The sequence below is a fragment of the Streptomyces sp. NPDC059166 genome, from assembly GCF_042755185.1.
Lineage (GTDB): Bacteria > Actinomycetota > Actinomycetes > Streptomycetales > Streptomycetaceae > Streptomyces.
In genome coordinates, this window is record NZ_JBHZCI010000002.1 from 284,793 (window position 1) to 303,374 (window position 18,582).

The 18,582-nt window shown below is 69.3% G+C and carries 15 protein-coding genes and 2 tRNA genes; 6 read left to right on the top strand and 11 right to left on the bottom strand.

Features of this window, described 5'->3' with window-relative positions; translation table 11 throughout:
- Positions 1-57: 57 nt before the first annotated feature.
- Positions 58-2,679, bottom strand: coding sequence for a valine--tRNA ligase (locus ACFXOA_RS02670; protein WP_385021365.1), 2,622 nt, complete (start codon positions 2,677-2,679; stop codon positions 58-60).
- Positions 2,680-2,815: 136 nt separating this feature from the next.
- Here ACFXOA_RS02670 and ACFXOA_RS02675 point away from each other — a divergent pair, with 136 nt between their 5' ends.
- Positions 2,816-3,829: a hypothetical protein gene (locus ACFXOA_RS02675; protein ID WP_385021368.1), complete on the top strand. Its 1,014-nt coding sequence runs from the start codon at positions 2,816-2,818 to the stop codon at positions 3,827-3,829.
- 71 nt (positions 3,830-3,900) lie between these two features.
- Here ACFXOA_RS02675 and clpX read toward each other — a convergent pair whose 3' ends face one another.
- The 5 genes from clpX to ACFXOA_RS02700 all read right to left on the bottom strand — a co-directional run bounded on the left by clpX (position 3,901) and on the right by ACFXOA_RS02700 (position 8,621).
- Positions 3,901-5,199, bottom strand: coding sequence for an ATP-dependent Clp protease ATP-binding subunit ClpX (gene clpX / locus ACFXOA_RS02680; protein ID WP_362556444.1), 1,299 nt, complete (start codon positions 5,197-5,199; stop codon positions 3,901-3,903).
- Between the two features lie 155 nt (positions 5,200-5,354).
- Positions 5,355-6,038 (bottom strand): ATP-dependent Clp protease proteolytic subunit, encoded by a 684-nt coding sequence (locus ACFXOA_RS02685; RefSeq protein WP_385021371.1) that lies wholly within the window; start codon positions 6,036-6,038, stop codon positions 5,355-5,357.
- Positions 6,039-6,105: 67 nt separating this feature from the next.
- Positions 6,106-6,711: an ATP-dependent Clp protease proteolytic subunit gene (locus tag ACFXOA_RS02690; protein WP_362556446.1), complete on the bottom strand. Its 606-nt coding sequence runs from the start codon at positions 6,709-6,711 to the stop codon at positions 6,106-6,108.
- 276 nt (positions 6,712-6,987) lie between these two features.
- On the bottom strand, positions 6,988-8,394 hold the full coding sequence (tig, locus tag ACFXOA_RS02695) for a trigger factor (protein ID WP_385021374.1): 1,407 nt from the start codon (positions 8,392-8,394) through the stop codon (positions 6,988-6,990).
- Positions 8,395-8,544: 150 nt separating this feature from the next.
- Positions 8,545-8,621: transfer RNA gene (locus ACFXOA_RS02700), tRNA-Pro, on the bottom strand.
- A gap of 177 nt (positions 8,622-8,798) precedes the next feature.
- Between ACFXOA_RS02700 and ACFXOA_RS02705 the strand changes: the two genes are divergently transcribed.
- Positions 8,799-8,872: transfer RNA gene (locus tag ACFXOA_RS02705), tRNA-Gly, on the top strand.
- A 161-nt stretch (positions 8,873-9,033) separates the two neighbouring features.
- Here ACFXOA_RS02705 and ACFXOA_RS02710 read toward each other — a convergent pair.
- Complete coding sequence (locus ACFXOA_RS02710) at positions 9,034-9,228, bottom strand: hypothetical protein (protein ID WP_362555558.1); 195 nt, start codon at positions 9,226-9,228, stop codon at positions 9,034-9,036.
- Between the two features lie 480 nt (positions 9,229-9,708).
- Between ACFXOA_RS02710 and ACFXOA_RS02715 the strand changes: the two genes are divergently transcribed.
- Complete coding sequence (locus ACFXOA_RS02715; RefSeq protein WP_385021378.1) at positions 9,709-10,875, top strand: acyltransferase family protein; 1,167 nt, start codon at positions 9,709-9,711, stop codon at positions 10,873-10,875.
- Between the two features lie 51 nt (positions 10,876-10,926).
- Here the strand turns inward: ACFXOA_RS02715 and ACFXOA_RS02720 are convergent, their stop codons facing one another.
- The gene (locus ACFXOA_RS02720; protein WP_385021381.1) at positions 10,927-11,427 is read right to left on the bottom strand and encodes an HD domain-containing protein; all 501 of its coding nucleotides are present in this window, start codon (positions 11,425-11,427) and stop codon (positions 10,927-10,929) included.
- Between the two features lie 148 nt (positions 11,428-11,575).
- On the opposite strand from ACFXOA_RS02720, the gene ACFXOA_RS02725 reads away from it, so the two are divergent.
- Positions 11,576-12,754 (top strand): cation:proton antiporter, encoded by a 1,179-nt coding sequence (locus tag ACFXOA_RS02725; RefSeq protein WP_385021384.1) that lies wholly within the window; start codon positions 11,576-11,578, stop codon positions 12,752-12,754.
- A gap of 133 nt (positions 12,755-12,887) precedes the next feature.
- Here ACFXOA_RS02725 and ACFXOA_RS02730 read toward each other — a convergent pair whose 3' ends face one another.
- Entirely contained in the window at positions 12,888-14,033 is a 1,146-nt protein-coding gene (locus ACFXOA_RS02730) for a PP2C family protein-serine/threonine phosphatase (RefSeq protein ID WP_385021387.1), read from the bottom strand.
- Between the two features lie 104 nt (positions 14,034-14,137).
- On the opposite strand from ACFXOA_RS02730, the gene ACFXOA_RS02735 reads away from it, so the two are divergent.
- Positions 14,138-15,373 carry a GNAT family N-acetyltransferase gene (locus tag ACFXOA_RS02735; protein ID WP_385021390.1) on the top strand — a complete coding sequence of 412 codons (1,236 nt, stop codon included), beginning with the start codon at positions 14,138-14,140 and terminating at the stop codon, positions 15,371-15,373.
- Positions 15,374-15,389: 16 nt separating this feature from the next.
- On the opposite strand, the gene ACFXOA_RS02740 is transcribed toward ACFXOA_RS02735, so the two are convergent.
- Both ACFXOA_RS02740 and ACFXOA_RS02745 read right to left on the bottom strand, forming a co-directional pair.
- The gene (locus tag ACFXOA_RS02740) at positions 15,390-16,211 is read right to left on the bottom strand and encodes an Fpg/Nei family DNA glycosylase (RefSeq protein ID WP_385021393.1); all 822 of its coding nucleotides are present in this window, start codon (positions 16,209-16,211) and stop codon (positions 15,390-15,392) included.
- Positions 16,212-16,285: 74 nt separating this feature from the next.
- On the bottom strand, positions 16,286-16,774 hold the full coding sequence (locus ACFXOA_RS02745; RefSeq protein WP_385021396.1) for a ribose-5-phosphate isomerase: 489 nt from the start codon (positions 16,772-16,774) through the stop codon (positions 16,286-16,288).
- A gap of 247 nt (positions 16,775-17,021) precedes the next feature.
- On the opposite strand from ACFXOA_RS02745, the gene ACFXOA_RS02750 reads away from it, so the two are divergent.
- Positions 17,022-18,467, top strand: coding sequence for an amino acid permease (locus tag ACFXOA_RS02750; RefSeq protein WP_385021399.1), 1,446 nt, complete (start codon positions 17,022-17,024; stop codon positions 18,465-18,467).
- Positions 18,468-18,582 lie beyond the last annotated feature (115 nt).

Genomic DNA, 18,582 nt, shown 5'->3' on the forward strand with positions numbered 1-18,582 from the left:
GGCGGAGCCCCCGCGCTCCCGGTCGGTCGGGGGCGCGGGGGCTCCGCTGCCAGGGGATCAGCCCTGTGGCAGGTTCGCCAGCTGGGCGGAGATCCGCTCGATGTCGGCCTCAGCCTTGGCGAGCCGGCCGCGGATCTTGTCGACCACGTTGTCCGGGGCCTTGGCGAGGAACGCCTCGTTGCCGAGCTTCCCCGTGGCCTGGGCCTTCTCCTTCTCGGCGGCGCCCAGGTCCTTCGTGAGGCGCTTGCGCTCGGCCTCGACGTCGATGGTGCCGGAGAGGTCGAGGGCGACCCTGGCGCCCGCGACCGGCAGTGTGGCCGTGGCGTGGAAGCCCTCGCCGGCCGGCTGCAGGCGCAGCAGCTGGCGGATGGCCGCCTCGTGCGGGGCGAGTGCCGTACCGGTGAGGGTCAGCTCGGCCGGGACCTTCTGGCCGGGCTGCAGGCCCTGGTCGGAGCGGAAGCGCCGGACCTCGGTGACGACCTGCTGGACCAGCTCGATCTCCTGCTCGGCGGCCTCGTCGCGGAAGCCCGAGTCCTTGGGCCAGTCCGCGACGACGACGGACTCCTGGCCGGTGAGGGTCGTCCACAGCTGCTCGGTGACGAACGGGACGATCGGGTGGAGCAGGCGGAGGGTGACGTCCAGGACCTCACCGAGGACCCGGGCGGAGACCCCGGCCTGCTCTCCGCCGGCGAAGAACGTCGTCTTGGAGAGCTCGACGTACCAGTCGAAGACCTCGTCCCAGGCGAAGTGGTAGAGCGAGTCGCTGAGCTTGGCGAACTGGAAGTCGTCGTAGAAGGCGTCGGCGGCGGCGACCGTCTTGTTCAGCCGGGACAGGATCCACCGGTCGGTGGCCGACAGCTGCTCGACGGGCGGAAGCTCGCCCTCCACCGTCGCGCCGTTCATCATGGCGAAGCGGGTGGCGTTCCAGATCTTGTTGGCGAAGTTGCGGGATGCCTGGACCCAGTCCTCGCCGATCGGGACGTCGGTGCCGGGGTTGGCGCCCTTGGCCAGGGTGAAGCGGACGGCGTCGGAGCCGTACTTCTCCATCCAGTCCAGCGGGTCGACGACGTTGCCGAAGGACTTCGACATCTTCTTGCCGCGCTCGTCACGGACCAGCCCGGTGAGGGCGATGGTCTTGAACGGGGCCTCGCCGTCCATGACGTACAGGCCGAACATCATCATCCGGGCGACCCAGAAGAAGATGATGTCGTGGCCGGTGAGCAGGACGTCGGTCGGATAGAACTTCTTGAGGTCCGGGGTCTCCTCGGGCCAGCCGAGCGTGGAGAACGGCCAGAGGCCGGAGGAGAACCAGGTGTCCAGGACGTCGGTGTCCTGGGTCCAGCCCTCGCCGGTGGGCGGCTGCTCGTCGGGGCCGACGCAGACGACCTCTCCCTCGGGGCCGTACCAGACCGGGATGCGGTGGCCCCACCAGAGCTGGCGCGAGATGCACCAGTCGTTGAGGTTGTCGACCCAGTCGAAGTACCGCTTCTCCATCTCCTTGGGGTGGATCGCGACCCGGCCGTCGCGGACCGCGTCGCCGGCGGCCTTGGCGAGGGTCTCGACCTTGACCCACCACTGGAGGGAGAGCCGGGGCTCGACAGTGGTGTGGCAGCGGGAGCAGTGGCCGACCGAGTGGACGTACGGGCGCTTCTCCGCGACGATCCGGCCCTGCTCGCGCAGCGCGCCGACGATGGCGGAACGCGCCTCGAAGCGGTCCAGTCCTTCGAACGGGCCGGCGACGGTGATGACTCCGCGCTCGTCCATGACCGTCATCGATTCCAGGCTGTGACGCTGGCCGATGGCGAAGTCGTTGGGGTCGTGGGCCGGGGTGACCTTGACGGCTCCGGTGCCGAACTCCGGGTCGACGTGGTGGTCGGCGACGACCGGGATGGTGCGGTCGGTGAGCGGCAGCTTGATCCGCTTGCCGATGAGGTGCGTGTAGCGCGCGTCGTCCGGGTGGACGGCGACCGCGGTGTCACCGAGCATCGTCTCGGCGCGGGTGGTGGCGACGACCAGCGTCTCCTCGCCCTCGCCGTACCGGATGGAGACGAGCTCGCCGTCGTCGTCCTGGTAGTCGACCTCGATGTCGGAGATCGCGGTGAGGCAGCGGGGGCACCAGTTGATGATGCGCTCGGCGCGGTAGATCAGCTCGTCGTCGTGGAGCCGCTTGAAGATCGTCTGGACGGCGGCGGACAGCCCTTCGTCCATGGTAAAGCGCTCACGGGACCAGTCGACGCCGTCACCGAGGCGGCGCATCTGGCCGAGGATCTTGCCGCCGTACTCCTCCTTCCACCGCCAGACGCGCTCGATGAATTCCTCGCGCCCCAGGTCGTGGCGGGACTTGCCCTCCTCGGCGAGCTGCTGCTCGACCTTGTTCTGGGTGGCGATGCCGGCGTGGTCCATGCCGGGGAGCCAGAGCGCCTCGAAGCCCTGCATGCGCTTGCGGCGGGTGAGGGCGTCCATCAGCGTGTGCTGGAAGGCGTGGCCCAGGTGCAGGGAGCCGGTGACGTTCGGCGGCGGGATGACGATCGTGTACGGCGGCTTCTCGCTCTCCGGGTCCGCCGTGAAGTAACCGCGCTCTACCCAGCGCTCGTACAGCTTCCCCTCTACATCGGCCGGCGCGTACTGGGTCGGCAGTTCGGGGGTGCTGGCTGGCTGCTGCGCTGCGTTCTCGGTCACGGCAGACAGTTTAGGGGCGTCACAGTCGTGCACTGAAACCGGTTTGTTGGGTAACGGTGTGTGCCCTGGTGCCCTACTCGGGCACCGCTTCCGTCAGGATGTTCGGAACAGATAAACATCCGGAGGGGACAGCGCCATGAGTTACAACCAGCCGGGCCCGTACGGCGGCCAGCCGCCGCAGGGCCAGCCCGGACCGTACGGCCAGCAGCCGGGGCCTTACGGCCAGCAGCCCGGCCCGTACGGGCAGCCGCCCCAGGGCCCGCCGCAAGGGCAGCCCGGCTACGGATACCCGCAGCAGGCCCCCCAGGGCGTCCCGCCGCAGCAGCAGCCCCCGCAGCCGGGCTACGGCTACCCGCAGGGCCAGCAGCCGGGCCCGTACGGCCAGCAGCCGCCCGCGCCGCCGTACGGCGGGCCGCAGGGCTACCCGGGGATGCCGCCGCAGCCGGGCGCCCCGAAGAAGAAGACCGGCCTGATCATCGGCGCGGCCGTGGTGGCGCTGGCCGTGGTCGCGGGCGGGGTGTACTTCCTGACCTCGGGCGGCGGCAACGGCGACGTCGCGGACTCCACCAAGGGGTACAAGCTCACGCCGGCGGCGTCGGTGGGGGAATACAAGCAGGACACCGGCAAGTCCTCCACCTCGGACGCACCGACGAGCAAGGAGAAGGCCGAAGCCGAGGCGCTCGGCATCAAGGACCCCCACCAGGCCAAGGCCCAGTACGTGAGCGGTGACCTCGCGAAGAACCCTCTCCTGGCCAAGATGCTCATGCTGTACGGCAACTGGGGCGAGATCTCCGATCCGGAGAAGGCCCTGGACGGCATGTTCGCCCAGGCCAAGCTCAGCATGGCCAAGGAGGAGAACGACTCCAAGACCTCGCTGGTCGGCAGCCCGGAGGCCGTCACACCCGAGGGCTTCGAGGGCGCTCTGATGAAGTGCCAGAACCTGAAGACCATCAACGACAAGGCGGACGGCACGACAGCCGGCGGCCCGAAGGAAATGGTCATGCCGGTCTGCATCTGGGCCGACTACAGCACCGTGGCCGCCGTCGTCGGATTCGACGTCGGCGGAGCGATGACCAACAAGCCGATGTCGCAGGACGAGGTGGCGACCCTCGCCGCCAAGCTCTACAACACCTCACGCACCAAGGTCTGATCCCCAACGCCGAAGGGGCGCCCGGCCGTCGGCCGGGCGCCCCTTCGCGTGCGCTTCGTTCGTCGCCGCCGCTACGCGGACTTCTCGTGGCGGCCGCCGTCGTTCTTGCCGATCGTGCGCGGCTCGCGCGGGACCAGCGTCGGGTTGACGTTGTCGCGGACGACGTCCGGGGTGATGACCACGCGGGCCACGTCCTTGCGGGACGGGACCTCGTACATCACCGACTGGAGGACCTCCTCCATGATGGCGCGCAGACCGCGCGCGCCCGTCTGGCGGAGGATCGCCTGGTCCGCGATGGCTTCGAGGGCCTCACGCTCGAAGTCCAGCTCCACGCCGTCGAGTTCGAACAGGCGCTGGTACTGCTTCACCAGGGCGTTGCGCGGCTCGACCAGGATCTGCAGCAGCGCCTCGCGGTCCAGGTTGTGGACCGAGGTCAGCACGGGGAGACGGCCGATGAACTCCGGGATCATCCCGAACTTCACCAGGTCCTCCGGCATGACCTCCTGGAACTGGTCGCTCGCCTGGATCTCCAGCTTGGAACGGATCGTGGCGCCGAAGCCGATGCCCTTGGCTCCGGCCCGCGACTCGATGATCTTCTCCAGGCCCGAGAAGGCGCCGCCCACGATGAACAGGACGTTCGTCGTGTCGATCTGGATGAACTCCTGGTGCGGGTGCTTCCGTCCGCCCTGCGGCGGCACGGAGGCGGTGGTGCCCTCCAGGATCTTCAGCAGGGCCTGCTGGACGCCCTCGCCGGAGACGTCGCGGGTGATCGACGGGTTCTCGCTCTTGCGGGCGACCTTGTCGATCTCGTCGATGTAGATGATCCCCGTCTCGGCCTTCTTGACGTCGTAGTCGGCGGCCTGGATCAGCTTCAGCAGGATGTTCTCGACGTCCTCGCCGACGTATCCCGCCTCCGTCAGCGCCGTCGCGTCTGCGATGGCGAACGGGACGTTGAGCATGCGCGCCAGCGTCTGGGCGAGCAGTGTCTTGCCGGAGCCCGTGGGGCCCAGCAGCAGGATGTTGGACTTGGCGAGCTCGATGGCGTCGTCGCGGTTCGCGCCGCCGCCGTTCTCGCCGGCCTGGACCCGCTTGTAGTGGTTGTACACAGCGACCGAGAGGGCCTTCTTCGCGGGCTCCTGCCCGACGACGTACCCCTCGAGGAACTCGTAGATCTCGCGCGGCTTGGGGAGCTCCTCCCACCGCACCTCGGAGGTCTCGGCGAGCTCCTCCTCGATGATCTCGTTGCAGAGATCGATGCACTCGTCGCAGATGTACACACCGGGTCCCGCGATGAGCTTCTTCACCTGCTTCTGGCTCTTTCCGCAGAACGAGCACTTGAGCAGGTCGCCGCCATCACCGATGCGTGCCACGAGGTGCTTCCCCTTCGCCTGGGAGCAGCCTGGTTCAGCGGCTCCTGGTGCCTCTATCCGACGGTACCTTGCCTGACCCCCCGTTCGGGCCCCCCTTGGCACGGTTCACACGGCCGGGGCCGTGCGGACGGAATGTGCCAAGGGGAAGTCCGACGTCAGACGGACGCGCCGGCGGTGGTCTTCCGGGTGGAGACGATCTGGTCCACCAGACCGTACGCGAGTGCGTCGTCGGCGGTGAGGATCTTGTCGCGCTCGATGTCCTCGCGGATCTTCTCCAGCGGGGTGGTCGAGTGCTTGGCCAGCATCTCCTCGAGCTGGGTGCGCATCCGCAGGATCTCGTTGGCCGCGATCTCCAGGTCGGAGAGCTGCTCACGGCCGGTCTGCGAGGACGGCTGGTGGATCAGCACGCGGGCGTGCGGGAGGGCCATGCGCTTGCCCGGCGTACCGGCGGCCAGCAGGACGGCGGCGGCGGAGGCGGCCTGGCCCATGCAGACCGTCTGGATGTCCGGCTTCACGAACTGCATCGTGTCGTAGATCGCGGTGAGCGCGGTGAACGAGCCGCCCGGGCTGTTGATGTAGATCGAGATGTCGCGGTCCGGGTCCATCGACTCCAGGCAGAGCAGCTGCGCCATGACGTCGTTGGCCGAGGCGTCGTCGATCTGGACGCCGAGGAAGATCACGCGCTCCTCGAAGAGCTTCGCGTACGGGTCGTACTCGCGCACACCCTGCGAGGTGCGCTCGACGAAGCGCGGGACGACGTAGCGGTTGTCCACCTGCGGGCCGGTGTAGAGGCCGCTCGCGGAGGCGCCGGGGAAGTTGTTCATGTGGGTGTTCACCATCCTGGTGGCTTTGCTGTGGGCTGGAGGTCTCGGCGTACGAGAGGGTGCGGGGTGGTGCACGCCCGGATCAGGCGCCGGTGCCGCCGCCGCCCGGGATGCCCGAAGCCACCGTGATGATCTCGTCGATGAGGCCGTAGTCCTTGGCCTCCTCGGCGGTGTACCAGCGGTCGCGGTCGCCGTCGCGGATGATCGTCTCCACGGTCTGGCCGGAGTGGTGGGCGGTGATCTCGGCCATCCGGGTCTTCGTACGGAGCAGGTACTGCGCCTGGATCTTGATGTCCGAGGCCGTACCGCCGATGCCGGCCGAACCCTGGTGCATGAGGATGTCGGTGTTCGGGAGCGCGAAGCGCTTGCCCGCCGTGCCGCCGGTGAGCAGGAACTGGCCCATCGAGGCCGCCATGCCCATACCGATGGTGACCACGTCGTTCGGGATGTACTGCATGGTGTCGTAGACGGCCATGCCCGCGGTCACCGAACCGCCGGGGCTGTTGATGTAGAGGTAGATGTCCTTGTCCGGGTCGGCGGCAAGGAGCAGGAGCTGCGCGGTGATCTTGTTGGCGATGTCATCGTCGACCTGCTGACCGAGGAAGATGATGCGCTCGCCGAGCAGTCGGCTGTAGACCTGGTCACCGAGGCCTCCACCGAGGGACGGCTCTCCGGCGGCGTTGGGCATCAGATTCGTCACGTATCCACCTGCTCGTCTCTGACGGCTCCGGCCGTCTCAGCGTCTTCGTACCGGGTGGGCCGGGACTACCCGACCCTTCCTCTTCATGGACCCTAACGCGCAGGTGGGACAACGCCATCCCGGTTCCCCAACTGTTCGCTGGGAGCGCAAGGTAAGCAGTCCGCACAAGGGTTCCAGGGGTGTGCGGGGCGATACGACGGCGGGCCCCGGACGCGATACGTCCGGGGCCCGCCGTGCGGATCAGATCAACGGTCGGAGCGGGGCTCAGGCCTCGTTCTTCTCGTCCTTGTCCTCGCCGGCGGCCTCGGCGGCCTCGACGGACTCGGGGGCCTCCTCGACGGCCTCCTCGACGGCCTCCTCGTCGTCCTCGAGCTCGACGACCTCACCGTTGGTGTCGACGACCTTGGCGGCCTCGACGACGACGGCGAGCGCCTTGCCGCGGGCGACCTCGCCGACGAGCATCGGCACCTGGCCGCCCTCGACGACGGCCTGGGCGAACTGGTCGGGGCTCATGCCGGAGGAGGCAGCACGCCGCATGAGGTGCTCGGTGAGCTCCTCCTGGTTGACGTTCAGCTTCTCCTTGTTGACGAGCTCGTCCAGGATGAACTGGGTCTTGATGCCCTTGATCGCCTGCTCGGAGGTCTCGCTCTCGAACTCCTCCAGCGTCTTGCCCTGGATCTCGAGGTACTTCTCGAGGTCGAGGCCCATCTGGCCGAGCTGGTGGTGCTCCAGGTTGTGCTTGCGGGTCTGGACCTCGTCCGCGAGCAGCTTCTCGGGGATCGGGACCTCGGCGAGCTTCAGCAGCTCCTCGAGGACGCGCTCCTGGGCCTGGGTGGCCTGGTCGTACTGCTTCTGGTTCTCGAGGCGCTTGCGGCTGTCCTCGCGGAGCTCGGCGAGCGTGTCGAACTCGCTCGCCATCTGCGCGAAGTCGTCATCCAGCTCGGGCAGTTCGCGCGAGGCGACGGCGGTGACCTTGACGGTGACCTCCGCTTCCTTGCCCTCGGCGGAGCCGCCCTTCAGCTCGGAGGTGAAGGTGGACTCGCCACCGGCCTCCAGGCCGGTCACGGCCTCGTCGATGCCGTCGAGGAGCTCACCGGAACCGATGGTGTACGAGACACCCGCGGCCACGCCGTCCTCGAGGACCTCTCCGTCGACCTTGGCCTCCAGGTCGATCGTCACGACGTCGCCCTCGGCGGCGGCGCGCTCGACCGGGTTGGTCGAGGCGAAGCGCTCACGGAGCTGCTCCACGGCCTTCTCGACCTCTTCGTCGGTCACTTCGAGTGCGTCCACGGTGACCTCGATGCCGGAGTAGTCCGGGATCTCGATCTCGGGACGGACGTCCACCTCGGCGGTGAAGGCCAGCAGTTCGCCGTCCTTGAGCTCGGTGATGTCAACCTCGGGCTGGCCCAGAACGTTGAGCTCACCCTCGTTGACAGCCTCGGTGTAGAACTTCGGGAGGGCGTCGTTGACGGCCTCCTCCAGCACAGCACCACGGCCGAACCGCTGGTCGATGACGCGGTTGGGGATCTTGCCCTTACGGAAGCCCTTCACCGTGACCTGCTGGTTGATCTTCTTGTACGCCGCGTCGAGGCTGTCCTTGAGCTCCTCGAAGGGCACCTCGATGCTGAGCCGAACCCGAGTCGGGTTCAGGGTCTCCACGGCGCTCTTCACGGTTCGGTCTCCTTGGTGGCTGACTTCTTGGGGTTCTGCTGGGCCGCCGAGAGGCGGCTTCGCGGATCGAGCCCGGTACATCAGACACACGGGCACGCATTTTGCATAGTAACGGCAAGGGGGATGACTCCCACAATGCGATCTTGCTGGTGGTCGGGGTGGCCGGATTCGAACCGACGACCTTCCGCTCCCAAAGCGGACGCGCTACCAAGCTGCGCCACACCCCGTCGGTGCGACACGTAGGGTACATGCACGGAGGCGGTGCGTCGGCCGCTTCGCGCCGCCCGTCGCGGGGGCTCCCCGAGAGGTGCGGCGGGTACGGGTGTGCGCTCACCGCCCCGGACCCGCTACGATGCTTCCCGTACCGAGATCGACCGGACCCCGTGGTCCGGGACGCGGTGCTTGCGGGCGTAGCTCAATGGTAGAGCCCTAGTCTTCCAAACTAGCTACGCGGGTTCGATTCCCGTCGCCCGCTCCAACGGCTCAGGGCCGGACCGAGGATGTCTCCCCGGTCCGGCCCTGACGCGTTTCCGGCAGTGGGCCGGCCCGCGGCCCTCACCCCGGCCGGGCGCACGCCGACGTCCGGCCCGGCGGCATCAGGCCGCCCGGCCGGACGTGCGGGCCTCCCCGCGGGGAGGCTCAGAAGCTGATCTGGTTGATGGTGTCGGCTATCGAGTTCATGAACCTGTTGATCGACGGCGCCATGCCGGTCGACGCGAGGAAGAAGCCGAAGAGCATGGCGACGACCGCCGGTCCGCCCTTGAGGGATCCGCCGCGGATGAGGACCACCATGACGATCCCCAGCAGAAGCACCACAGACAGTGAAATGGCCACGACTGATCACACCCTTGGTCGGTCCGCCTTGCCGGCCCGGTGGCGTGCGGCCCGGCACACCTCCGTCGCGCCCCATCGTGCCACCAACTCCCCTGCCGCTGCTGCGGGGTGAAGAGCGAGGATGGCCGGATCGCGCCATCCTCGGAATCGGGGGCCGCGGGGGGCGACCGTCCGCGGGGGCCGCGCCCCGGGGCTTCGTACGGGATCCCCGTAAAGCTGTGCGACCCCTGTGCGCAGGGGAGTTCGAATATCGCCCGATGTGATCGTTTCCATATCCGCACACTTCATTCACAGTCATTTCCAGGCCGCTTGTGCGACGTAATTCACTCTCGCCAACAACCCGGCGATATGCCCCATTTAAGGGGTATTAATCAGCGCATACCGGTCAGATCCGCCTGGTTTGACTTTCGATGGGGCGGGAACACGCGAATTCTCTTCCGCGTTTTACGCATGCCGATCGACCGGTCTAAGGTGCATCAGATGTCCCAAGCTCCGAGCGAAATTCAGAGGGCCCCGATCACCCCGGAGAGCCGGGAGTCGGAGCCGAGACAAGAGCAGGCCCTGGCGACCGCGGTGGCTCCCGCCGCCGGCGCCGGGACGGCCCCCGCCCGTGCCGGGACGGCCGCACCGGCCAAGCGGCGTGACGCGTACTTCGACAATGTGAAGTACATCGCCATCGTGCTCGTCGCGGTCGCCCACGCGTGGGAGCCCGTGATGGACGGCAGTCGCGCCACGCGAGCGCTGTACATGATCGTGTACACGTTCCACATGCCCGCCTTCATCCTCGTATCGGGCTATTTCTCCCGCTCGTTCGACATGAGCGCCTCCAAGGTGAAGCGTCTCGTCACCGGGGTCGTCGTGCCCTACGTGTTCTTCGAGACCGCGTACTCGCTCTTCAAGCGCTTCGCCGGCGGCGACGGCGACATGCCCATCACCCTGCTCGACCCGTTCTTCCTGACCTGGTTCCTCATCGCGCTCTTCATCTGGCGCGTGACCACGCCCATCTGGCAGTCACTGCGGCACCCGCTCCCGGTGGCACTCGTCATCGCGATGCTCGCGTCGTTGACCCCCGGCATCGGCGACGACCTGGATCTGCAGCGGGTCTGCCAGCTGCTGCCGTTCTTCGTCCTCGGCTTGCTGATGAAGCCCGAGCACTTCCAGATGATCCGGCGGCGCGAGGTACGGATCGCCGCCGTCCCGCTGTTCGCCGGCGCCCTGGCCTTCGCCTACTGGGTGGCGCCGCGCATGCAGCTCGGCTGGTTCTACCGCAGCAACAGCGCCCAGGAGATGAACTCCCCCTGGTGGTCGGGCGCCGTGATGACCCTGGCGATGTTCGGCTGCGCGCTGGCGCTCACGGTCGCCTTCCTCTCCTGGGTGCCCCACAGGCACATGTGGTTCACCGCGCTGGGAGCCGGGACGATCTGCGGCTACCTGATGCACGGCTTCCTCATCAGGGGCGCGGACTACTTCGGCCTGATCGACCGATACGAATGGCTCAAGAGCCCCGCGGGTCTGGTCCTGGTGTCCCTCGTCGCTGCCGTCGCAGTGACACTGCTGTGCACCCCGCCGGTCCGGCGTGCCCTGCGCTTCGCCACCGAGCCGGACATGAACTGGGCGTTCCGCACCCGGAGCCCCGCCAAGCGCTGACCCGGTGTCCGGATCGGCCCCCTGCGACAGGGGCCGGTCCCGGCCCGGGGGTCAGCCGGTGGCCGGGTTGGCCGAATCCTGTCGGTCCGCGGGCCTCTTGCCGCCGTCGAGCCCCAACAGCCCACGTACCTGCGCATACTTCTCGGTCAGCCGGGTACGGGTGGCGGGCTCCAGCACCGCCAGCCGCTCCGGGTCGGCGTTGTGCGCCAGATCCGATTCCTTGACCAGCAGAGCCCCGGGTGTGGCGAGAATCCGCCCGGTGTACGTCATGAGGTCCTCGCCGTCCCGCTTGGTGACGGCGAGGACCATTTCTTTCACCCGCTCCGGCAGCGCCGCTTCGTCCAGCCACTGCCGGGTGAGCGCCCCGTCCTCGATCGCGTCGTGCAGCCAGGCGGCGGCCATCTGCTCCTCGCTGCCTCCCCGGGCCCGCACCCCTTCGGCCACCGCGGCCAGGTGCTCGGCGTACGGGCGGCCGGCCTTGTCGGTCTGCAGGCGATGGGCCTCGCGGGCGATCGCCTCGACCTGGGACAGCGTCAGACACGGGATCGTCATGCGCCGACTGTACGCCCCGCCCTCCACCTCCCGGGTGGTCCAGGAGTCGCGTCCTATCGTTCGGTAAACTAATTACTGACGATTCCTTGACGATCTCTTGACCTTGCGAGGAGACGGACTCATCGGACACGCAGACACGCTCATCGCCATGGGCGGCGCCTTCCTGGCAGCCGCCGTCCTGGCCCGCCTCGGCGGCCGCATCGGACTGCCGACCATCCCCCTGTTCATCCTGGCCGGGATCCTCCTCGGCCCGCACACCCCGGGGGTGGTCCTGCTCGACGACCCCCATGACCTCGAGATGCTGTCCGCGCTCGGACTGGTGCTGCTGCTCTTCTACCTCGGTCTCGAGTTCCATCTCGACGATCTGAGGAAGGGCGGGCGCAGGATGGCGCTCGCCGGTGGCACCTATCTCGCGCTCAACGTCGGCGCGGGTCTCGGCTTCGGCTTCGCGCTGGGCTGGGGCACCTCGGAGGCCCTGGTGCTCGCGGGGGTGCTCGGGATCTCGTCCTCGGCCATCGTCACGAAGGTGCTGGTGGACCTGGGGCGGATCGGTGATCCGGAGACGCGGCCCATCCTCGGCATCATCGTGGTGGAGGACGTGTTCCTCGCCCTCTACCTGGCGGCCCTCCAGCCGATCCTGTCCGGCGCGGACAGCCTCGGCGCGGCGGTGCTCGACGGCGGCAAGGCGTTCGGTTTCCTGCTGCTCCTCGCCGTGGCCGCCCGCTTCGGCACCAAGGTCATCGGGAGGCTGATCCACACCGGGGACGACGAACTGCTGGTGATCTCCTTCCTCGGCGCCGCGGTCTTCGTGGCAGGCGTCTCGGAGTGGTTCGGCGTCGCCGACGCGATCGGCGCGTTCATGGTCGGCCTGATGCTCGGCAGCACCACGTCGGGCGCGCGCATCCGCAAGCTGGTCCACCCGCTGCGGGACGCGTTCGGCGCCATCTTCTTCTTCGCCTTCGGCCTCTCCATCGACCCCGGCGACCTGCCGAGCGTCGTCTGGCCGGTCCTGGCCGCCGTCGCCGTGACCATGGCGATGAACGTGCTCGCGGGCATGGCCACGGCGAAGATCTACGCGTTCGGGCCGGCGGGGACGGCGAACATCTCCACCACACTGCTCGCGCGGGGCGAGTTCGCACTGATCCTGGCCACGATGGCGGCTGGGGCGGGGCTCGACGAACGGCTCTCCCCGTTCATCGCCGGATACGTCCTCCTCCTCGCGGTCCTGGCGCCCCTGGCGGCCGGGCGTTCACACCGGCTGGCCCGGATCCTGCCCGGTGGACGCGCCGCGGAGCGGGCGAACGGGAAGGACGCCGTCCCGGTCTGAGCGCCGGCGGTCCCGCGTCCGGCGCGCGCCGGGTGCGGGACCGGCCCACTTCTCCGACCCATGCCACGTTCGGTTGAGGGTCATGCCGAAGATTGACGCGCATGCCGTTTGCGTCGATTGTTCCGATCGGGGCTCAGGCGTGCCGGGAGAGCAGCAGCAGGGCGCGGTCGTCGTTGACGTCCTTCGCGCAGGCCTCGATGAGATGCCAGGCCGCACCCTCGAAGCTGGTGGCGACGTAGCGGTCGGCCTCGCCGGTCAGGCGGTCGATGCCGTCGGCGATGTCCCGGTCCGACGCCTCCACCAGGCCGTCGGTGAAGAGCATCAGGACGTCGCCGGGGGCGAGCGATCCCTTCACGGCGTCGAACTCCGCTCCGTCGTAGACGCCGAGGAGCGGCCCCTCCGCGGCCTTCTCCTCCCACCGGCCGCTGCCGGCGTGCAGTTGCAGGGCCGGGGGATGGCCGGCCGAGAGGAGTTCGTAGTCGCCGGAGTCGAGGTCGAGGACGAGGTGGATGGAGGTGGCGAAGCCCTCGTCCCAGTCCTGGCGCAGCAGGTAGCCGTTGGCCGCGGGCAGGAAGCCGTGCGGCGGCAGGGAGCCGAGGAGCCCGCCGAAGGCACCGGAGAGCAGCAGCGCGCGGGAGCCGGCGTCCATGCCCTTGCCGGAGACGTCGGTGAGGACGACTTCCAGGGTGCGTCCGCCGTTGGTACGGGCGGCGACGACGAAGTCCCCGGAGAAGGACTGGCCGCCCGCGGGGCGCAGCGCCATCTCCCGGTGCCAGCCGTCGGGCAGCCGGGGCAGGGCGCTCTGCACCCGGATCCGTTCCCGCAGGTCGAAGAGCATGGTGCCGCCGCGCCGCCACGGCACGCCGACCCTGGCCCGGAACTGGGCGAGTACCAGGCCGAAGAATCCGCAGGCGGCGACGGTCAGTACGGTGCCCGGTGTGACCCGGGCCGGCCCCTCCCCGTAGGGGCCGAGGGCTATGGACTCCACGATCAGCGCGGCCGCGGCGGTCGCGTAGAGACCGAGGAGGCTCGCGGGCCGCAGCAGCAGGCCGCCCGCGACGATGGGCAGGGCCAGGGCCGCCGGCGAGCACCAGACCGGGTTGAGCAGGGTGCCGCAGGTGATCACCGGAATGGTGACGAGCAGCCCGGCCAGGGCTATCCAGTCGGACCCGTCACCGCGGAAGTAGTCGACCCCGGAACGGCGCAGCGCGACGCGCGCCCGGTGCATGGATCTGCTCCACCGGGCGGTGTAGGTCTCTGCTCCTCTGCGACGGGCCATTGTCGGGACCTTATCCACCCGGCGGCCTCCGGTGCAGGGGGACCCTGTGTCAATGTGTTCGAAATTGGGTCGCCGGGAGACGGTGCCCCTGGTAGGCAGGGCGCATGACCACGGACTTGCGCACTTTGTCGGCCTCGGAGTGGGACGCCTGGCTCGATTGCGTCGAATTGGCGTTCGGTGGTGTTCCCATCGCGCCCGCGAGCCGCGAGATGTACGCCGCCCTGGCCGAACCCGGGCGGGCCCTGGGGCACTGGGACGGTGACGAGTGCGTGGGCACGGCCGGTGCCTACAGCTTCCGGATGACCGTTCCGGGCGGGAGCGCGGTACGGGCGGCGGGGATCACGATGGTCGGCGTCGCCGCGACGCATCGCAGGCAGGGGCTGCTGACGGCGCTGATGCGGCGCCAGCTGGACGACATCCGCTCGTGGGGCGAGCCGCTGGCGGTGCTGACGGCCTCGGAGCCCGCGATCTACGGCCGGTTCGGCTACGGCGCGGCCACGGCGGAGACGAACCTCCGGATCGACACCTCGCGGGTGCGCCTCACGTCGCCGCCCCCGGGCACGGACGCGGTGAGGATGCGCCGTGCCACCCCCGAGGCGGCCCTCGACGCCTGCGAGGCTGTGTACGCCCGTGTGGCGGCGGACCGGCCGGGAATCCTGCTGCGGCAGCCGGGCTGGGAGCGGGTGCCGGTGCACGATCCGGAGAGCGGCCGGGGCGGCGGTTCACCGCTGCAGTGCGTCCTGGCGGAGCGGGACGGCGAGGTGACGGGGTACGTCACCTTCCATGTGCGGCCCGAGTGGGAGAAGGCCGGCCCCAGGGGCACGGTCGCCGTCCGCGACCTCGCGGCGCTCGATCCCGCCTCGTACGCCGCCCTGTGGCGGTTCCTGTTCGGCATCGACCTGACCTCGGTGGTCGAGTGCGGCAACCGGCCCGTGGACGACCCGGTGCTCCGGATGGTCTCGGACATCCGGCGCTGCGAGCCGGGCCTGCGGGACGCGCTGTACGTGCGGCTGGTCAAGCTGGGCGCGGCGCTCGAGGCGCGGAGCTACCGGGCGCCGCTCGACGTCGTGCTGGAGGTGGAGGACTCCTTCTGCCCCTGGAACGCGGGGCGTTGGAGGCTGTCCGCCGACGCGAAGGGCGCCGCTTCCTGCCGGCGCACGGAGGATGATCCCGAACTCGCGCTCTCCGTCACCGAGTTGGGTGCGGTGTACCTGGGCGGGGTGTCACTGACGACTCTGGCGGCCGCGGGGCAGGTGCGCGAGCTGAGGGAGGGCGCGCTGTCCGCGGCCTCCCTGGCGTTCTCCTCGGACACCCAGCCCTGGTGCCCGCACGGGTTCTGAGCCGCGGACCGGCGGGCTACCGGCCTTGTGCGGAGGGCTGGCAGCCCGGGCACCAGAAGAGGTTGCGTGCCGCGAGGTCCGCCGTGCGGATCTCGGTCCCGCAGATGTGGCACGCCTGCCCGGCCCGGCGGTAGACGTAGACCTCGCCGCCGTGGTCGTCCACCCTCGGAGGGCGGCCCATGGCCTCGGGCAGGTGCTCGGGGCGGACGGTGTCGATGCGGTTGTTCCGCACCCCCTCGCGCATGAGCGCGCGCAGGTCCGCCCAGACGGCGTCCCATTCACCCCGTGAGAGGCCGGCGCCCCGGCGGTAGGGGTCGATGCCGTGCCGGAAGAGGACCTCGGCGCGGTAGACGTTGCCGACCCCGGCGACGACCTTCTGGTCCATGAGCAGCGCCGCGATGGTGACGCGGCTGCGGGAGATCCGTCGCCAGGCGCGCTCGCCGTCCTCGTCGGCGCGCAACGGGTCGGGACCGAGCCGGTCGTGTATCGCGCGCTTCTCGGGCCCGGTGATCAGGGCGCAGGTGGTGGGGCCGCGCAGGTCGGCGTGGTGGGCCTCGTTGACGAGACGGAGCCGGACGGTGTCGGTGGGCGGCGGCGCGGGGGTGGTGCCGAAGCCGAGCTTCCCGAAGAGGCCGAGGTGGATGTGGACCCACGCCGACCCCTCGAAGCCGAGGAAGAGGTGCTTGCCGTGGGCGTCCACGCCGGTGAGGGTTCGGCCGTCGAGCAGCGCGGCGCTGTCGGAGAACTTGCCCTGGGGACTGCTCACCCGCACCGGGCGGCCGGCGAACCGCTCGTGGTGGTCCGCCGCGAGGCGGTGGATCGTATGCCCCTCGGGCACGTCGGGTCTCCTGGGAACGCGTGTGCCGCCGGGCGCGGGGCCCGGCGGCACGCGGAAAACGGGTACGGGGGTGCTCAGCCCTGCTGCGGGTGGTGGGCGGGGATCGGGGGGAGTTCGCCGGTGCTCTCGTACGCCGAGAGCATCTCGATGCGGCGGGTGTGGCGCTCCTCGCCCGAGTACGGGGTGTCGAGGAAGATCTCCACGAACCTGGTGGACTCCTCCACCGTGTGCATCCGCCCGCCGATGGCCACGACGTTGGCGTCGTTGTGCTCACGGCCGAGTGCGGCGGTCTGCTCGCTCCAGGCCAGCGCCGCGCGGACGCCCTTGACCTTGTTGGCGGCGATCTGCTCGCCGTTCCCGGAGCCGCCGATGACGATGCCGAGGCTGCCCTTGTCCGCCGCCGTCCGCTCGGCGGCGCGGAGGCAGAACGGCGGGTAGTCGTCCTGGGCGTCGTAGATGTGGGGACCGCAGTCGACGGCCTCGTGGCCGTTGGCGGTGAGCCACTCCACGAGGTGGTTCTTCAGTTCGAAGCCGGCATGGTCGGAGCCGAGGTACACGCGCATGGAGCGAAGTGTGACACGGAAGCGGCGGGGTAACCGTCAGCGGGGTCGGGGCCCGGCCGGACCCATCGGGTCCGGTTCCCGGCCGGTGCTGTGTGCAAGACCACTCGGGCAACGATCGGGTCAAGGAAGCGGATGCGGGGGTTCCGTTTCTTGGACTGTTCGGGCTTGAATGCGTGCTTGCCCTGGCACCACCCCTCGCCGGGGCAACCCCCGACACACGTGATCAGAAAACGTAAGGATTCGATCCATGACGTCGCAGACGACTCTGGCGGGGCCGGGCCAACAGCCCGGCGAGCCGGACAGGCCCGACTCCCAGGACGGGCTCCAGGCCGGCCTCAAGAACCGCCACCTCTCGATGATCGCCATCGGCGGCGTGATCGGAGCGGGACTCTTCGTCGGCTCCGGAGCGGGCATCGCCGCGGCGGGACCGGCCATCCTCCTGTCGTACGCGCTGGTGGGCGCCATGGTCGTCTTCGTCATGCGGATGCTGGGCGAGATGGCCGTGGCCCGCCCGAGTTCCGGTTCCTTCTCCGCCTACGCGGACCGGGCGCTGGGCCGCTGGGCCGGCTTCTCCATCGGCTGGCTGTACTGGTTCTTCTGGGTCGTGGTGCTCGCCGTCGAGGCCACGGCGGGTGCCAAGATCCTGGAGAGCTGGATACCGGGCGTACCGCAGTGGGCCTGGGCCCTGATCGTCATGGTGGTCCTCACCGCGACCAACCTGGTGTCCGTCGGCTCGTACGGCGAGTTCGAGTTCTGGTTCGCGGGGATCAAGGTCGTGGCTATCGGCGCGTTCGTCGTCGTCGGCCTGCTCGCCGTCTTCGGCGTCCTGCCCGGCTCGGACCACGCCGCCACGGGCCTCTCCCACCTGACCGACACCGGCGGGTTCTTCCCGGAGGGCCCGGGAGCCGTACTCACCGGTGTCCTGATGGTGGTCTTCTCCTTCATGGGCAGCGAGATCGTGACCCTGGCCGCCGGCGAGTCGGAGAACCCGCAGCGCGCCGTGTCCAAAGCGACCAACAGCGTGATCTGGCGCATCGCGATCTTCTACCTCGGTTCGATCTTCGTCGTCCTGACCCTGCTGCCGTGGAACGACCCCTCGATCGTCGAGGACGGTTCGTACGTCGCCGCGCTGAACGCCATCGGCATCCCGCACGCCGGCCAGGTCATGGACGTCATCGTGCTCACCGCCGTGCTGTCCTGCCTGAACTCCGGCCTCTACACCGCCTCCCGCATGGCCTTCTCGCTGGGACAGCGGGGGGACGCGCCCAAGGCGTTCGCCAAGGTCAACAAGCGAGGCGTGCCCCAGGCGGCGATCCTGTCGTCCGTGGTCTTCGGTTTCGTGGCGGTGTTCTTCAACTACCAGTGGCCCGACACGGTGTTCGCGTTCCTGCTGAACTCCTCCGGCGCCGTGGCGCTCTTCGTGTGGCTGGTCATCTGCTTCACCCAGCTGCGGATGCGCGGGATCATCCTGCGCGAGGCGCCCGAGAAGCTCATCGTCAAGATGTGGCTCTTCCCCTATCTGACCTGGGCGACGATCGCGATGATCTCCTTCGTCCTCGTCTACATGCTGACCGACGACGCCGGACGCGACCAGGTGCTCCTCTCGTTGCTCGTCGCGGCGCTGGTCGTGGCGGTCTCGCTGGTGCGCGACGCCCGTGCCCGCAGGGCGAAGGCCGCGACGCCCGCCGAATGACGGGCGCACCCGCCTGAGGCAGGGCGGAACCCGGACGGACCAGGAAGGCCCTGGGGCGGGCACTTAGAAACCAATCCGCGCCCCCCAGACGCACAACCCTGACGGCAAGGCGCGG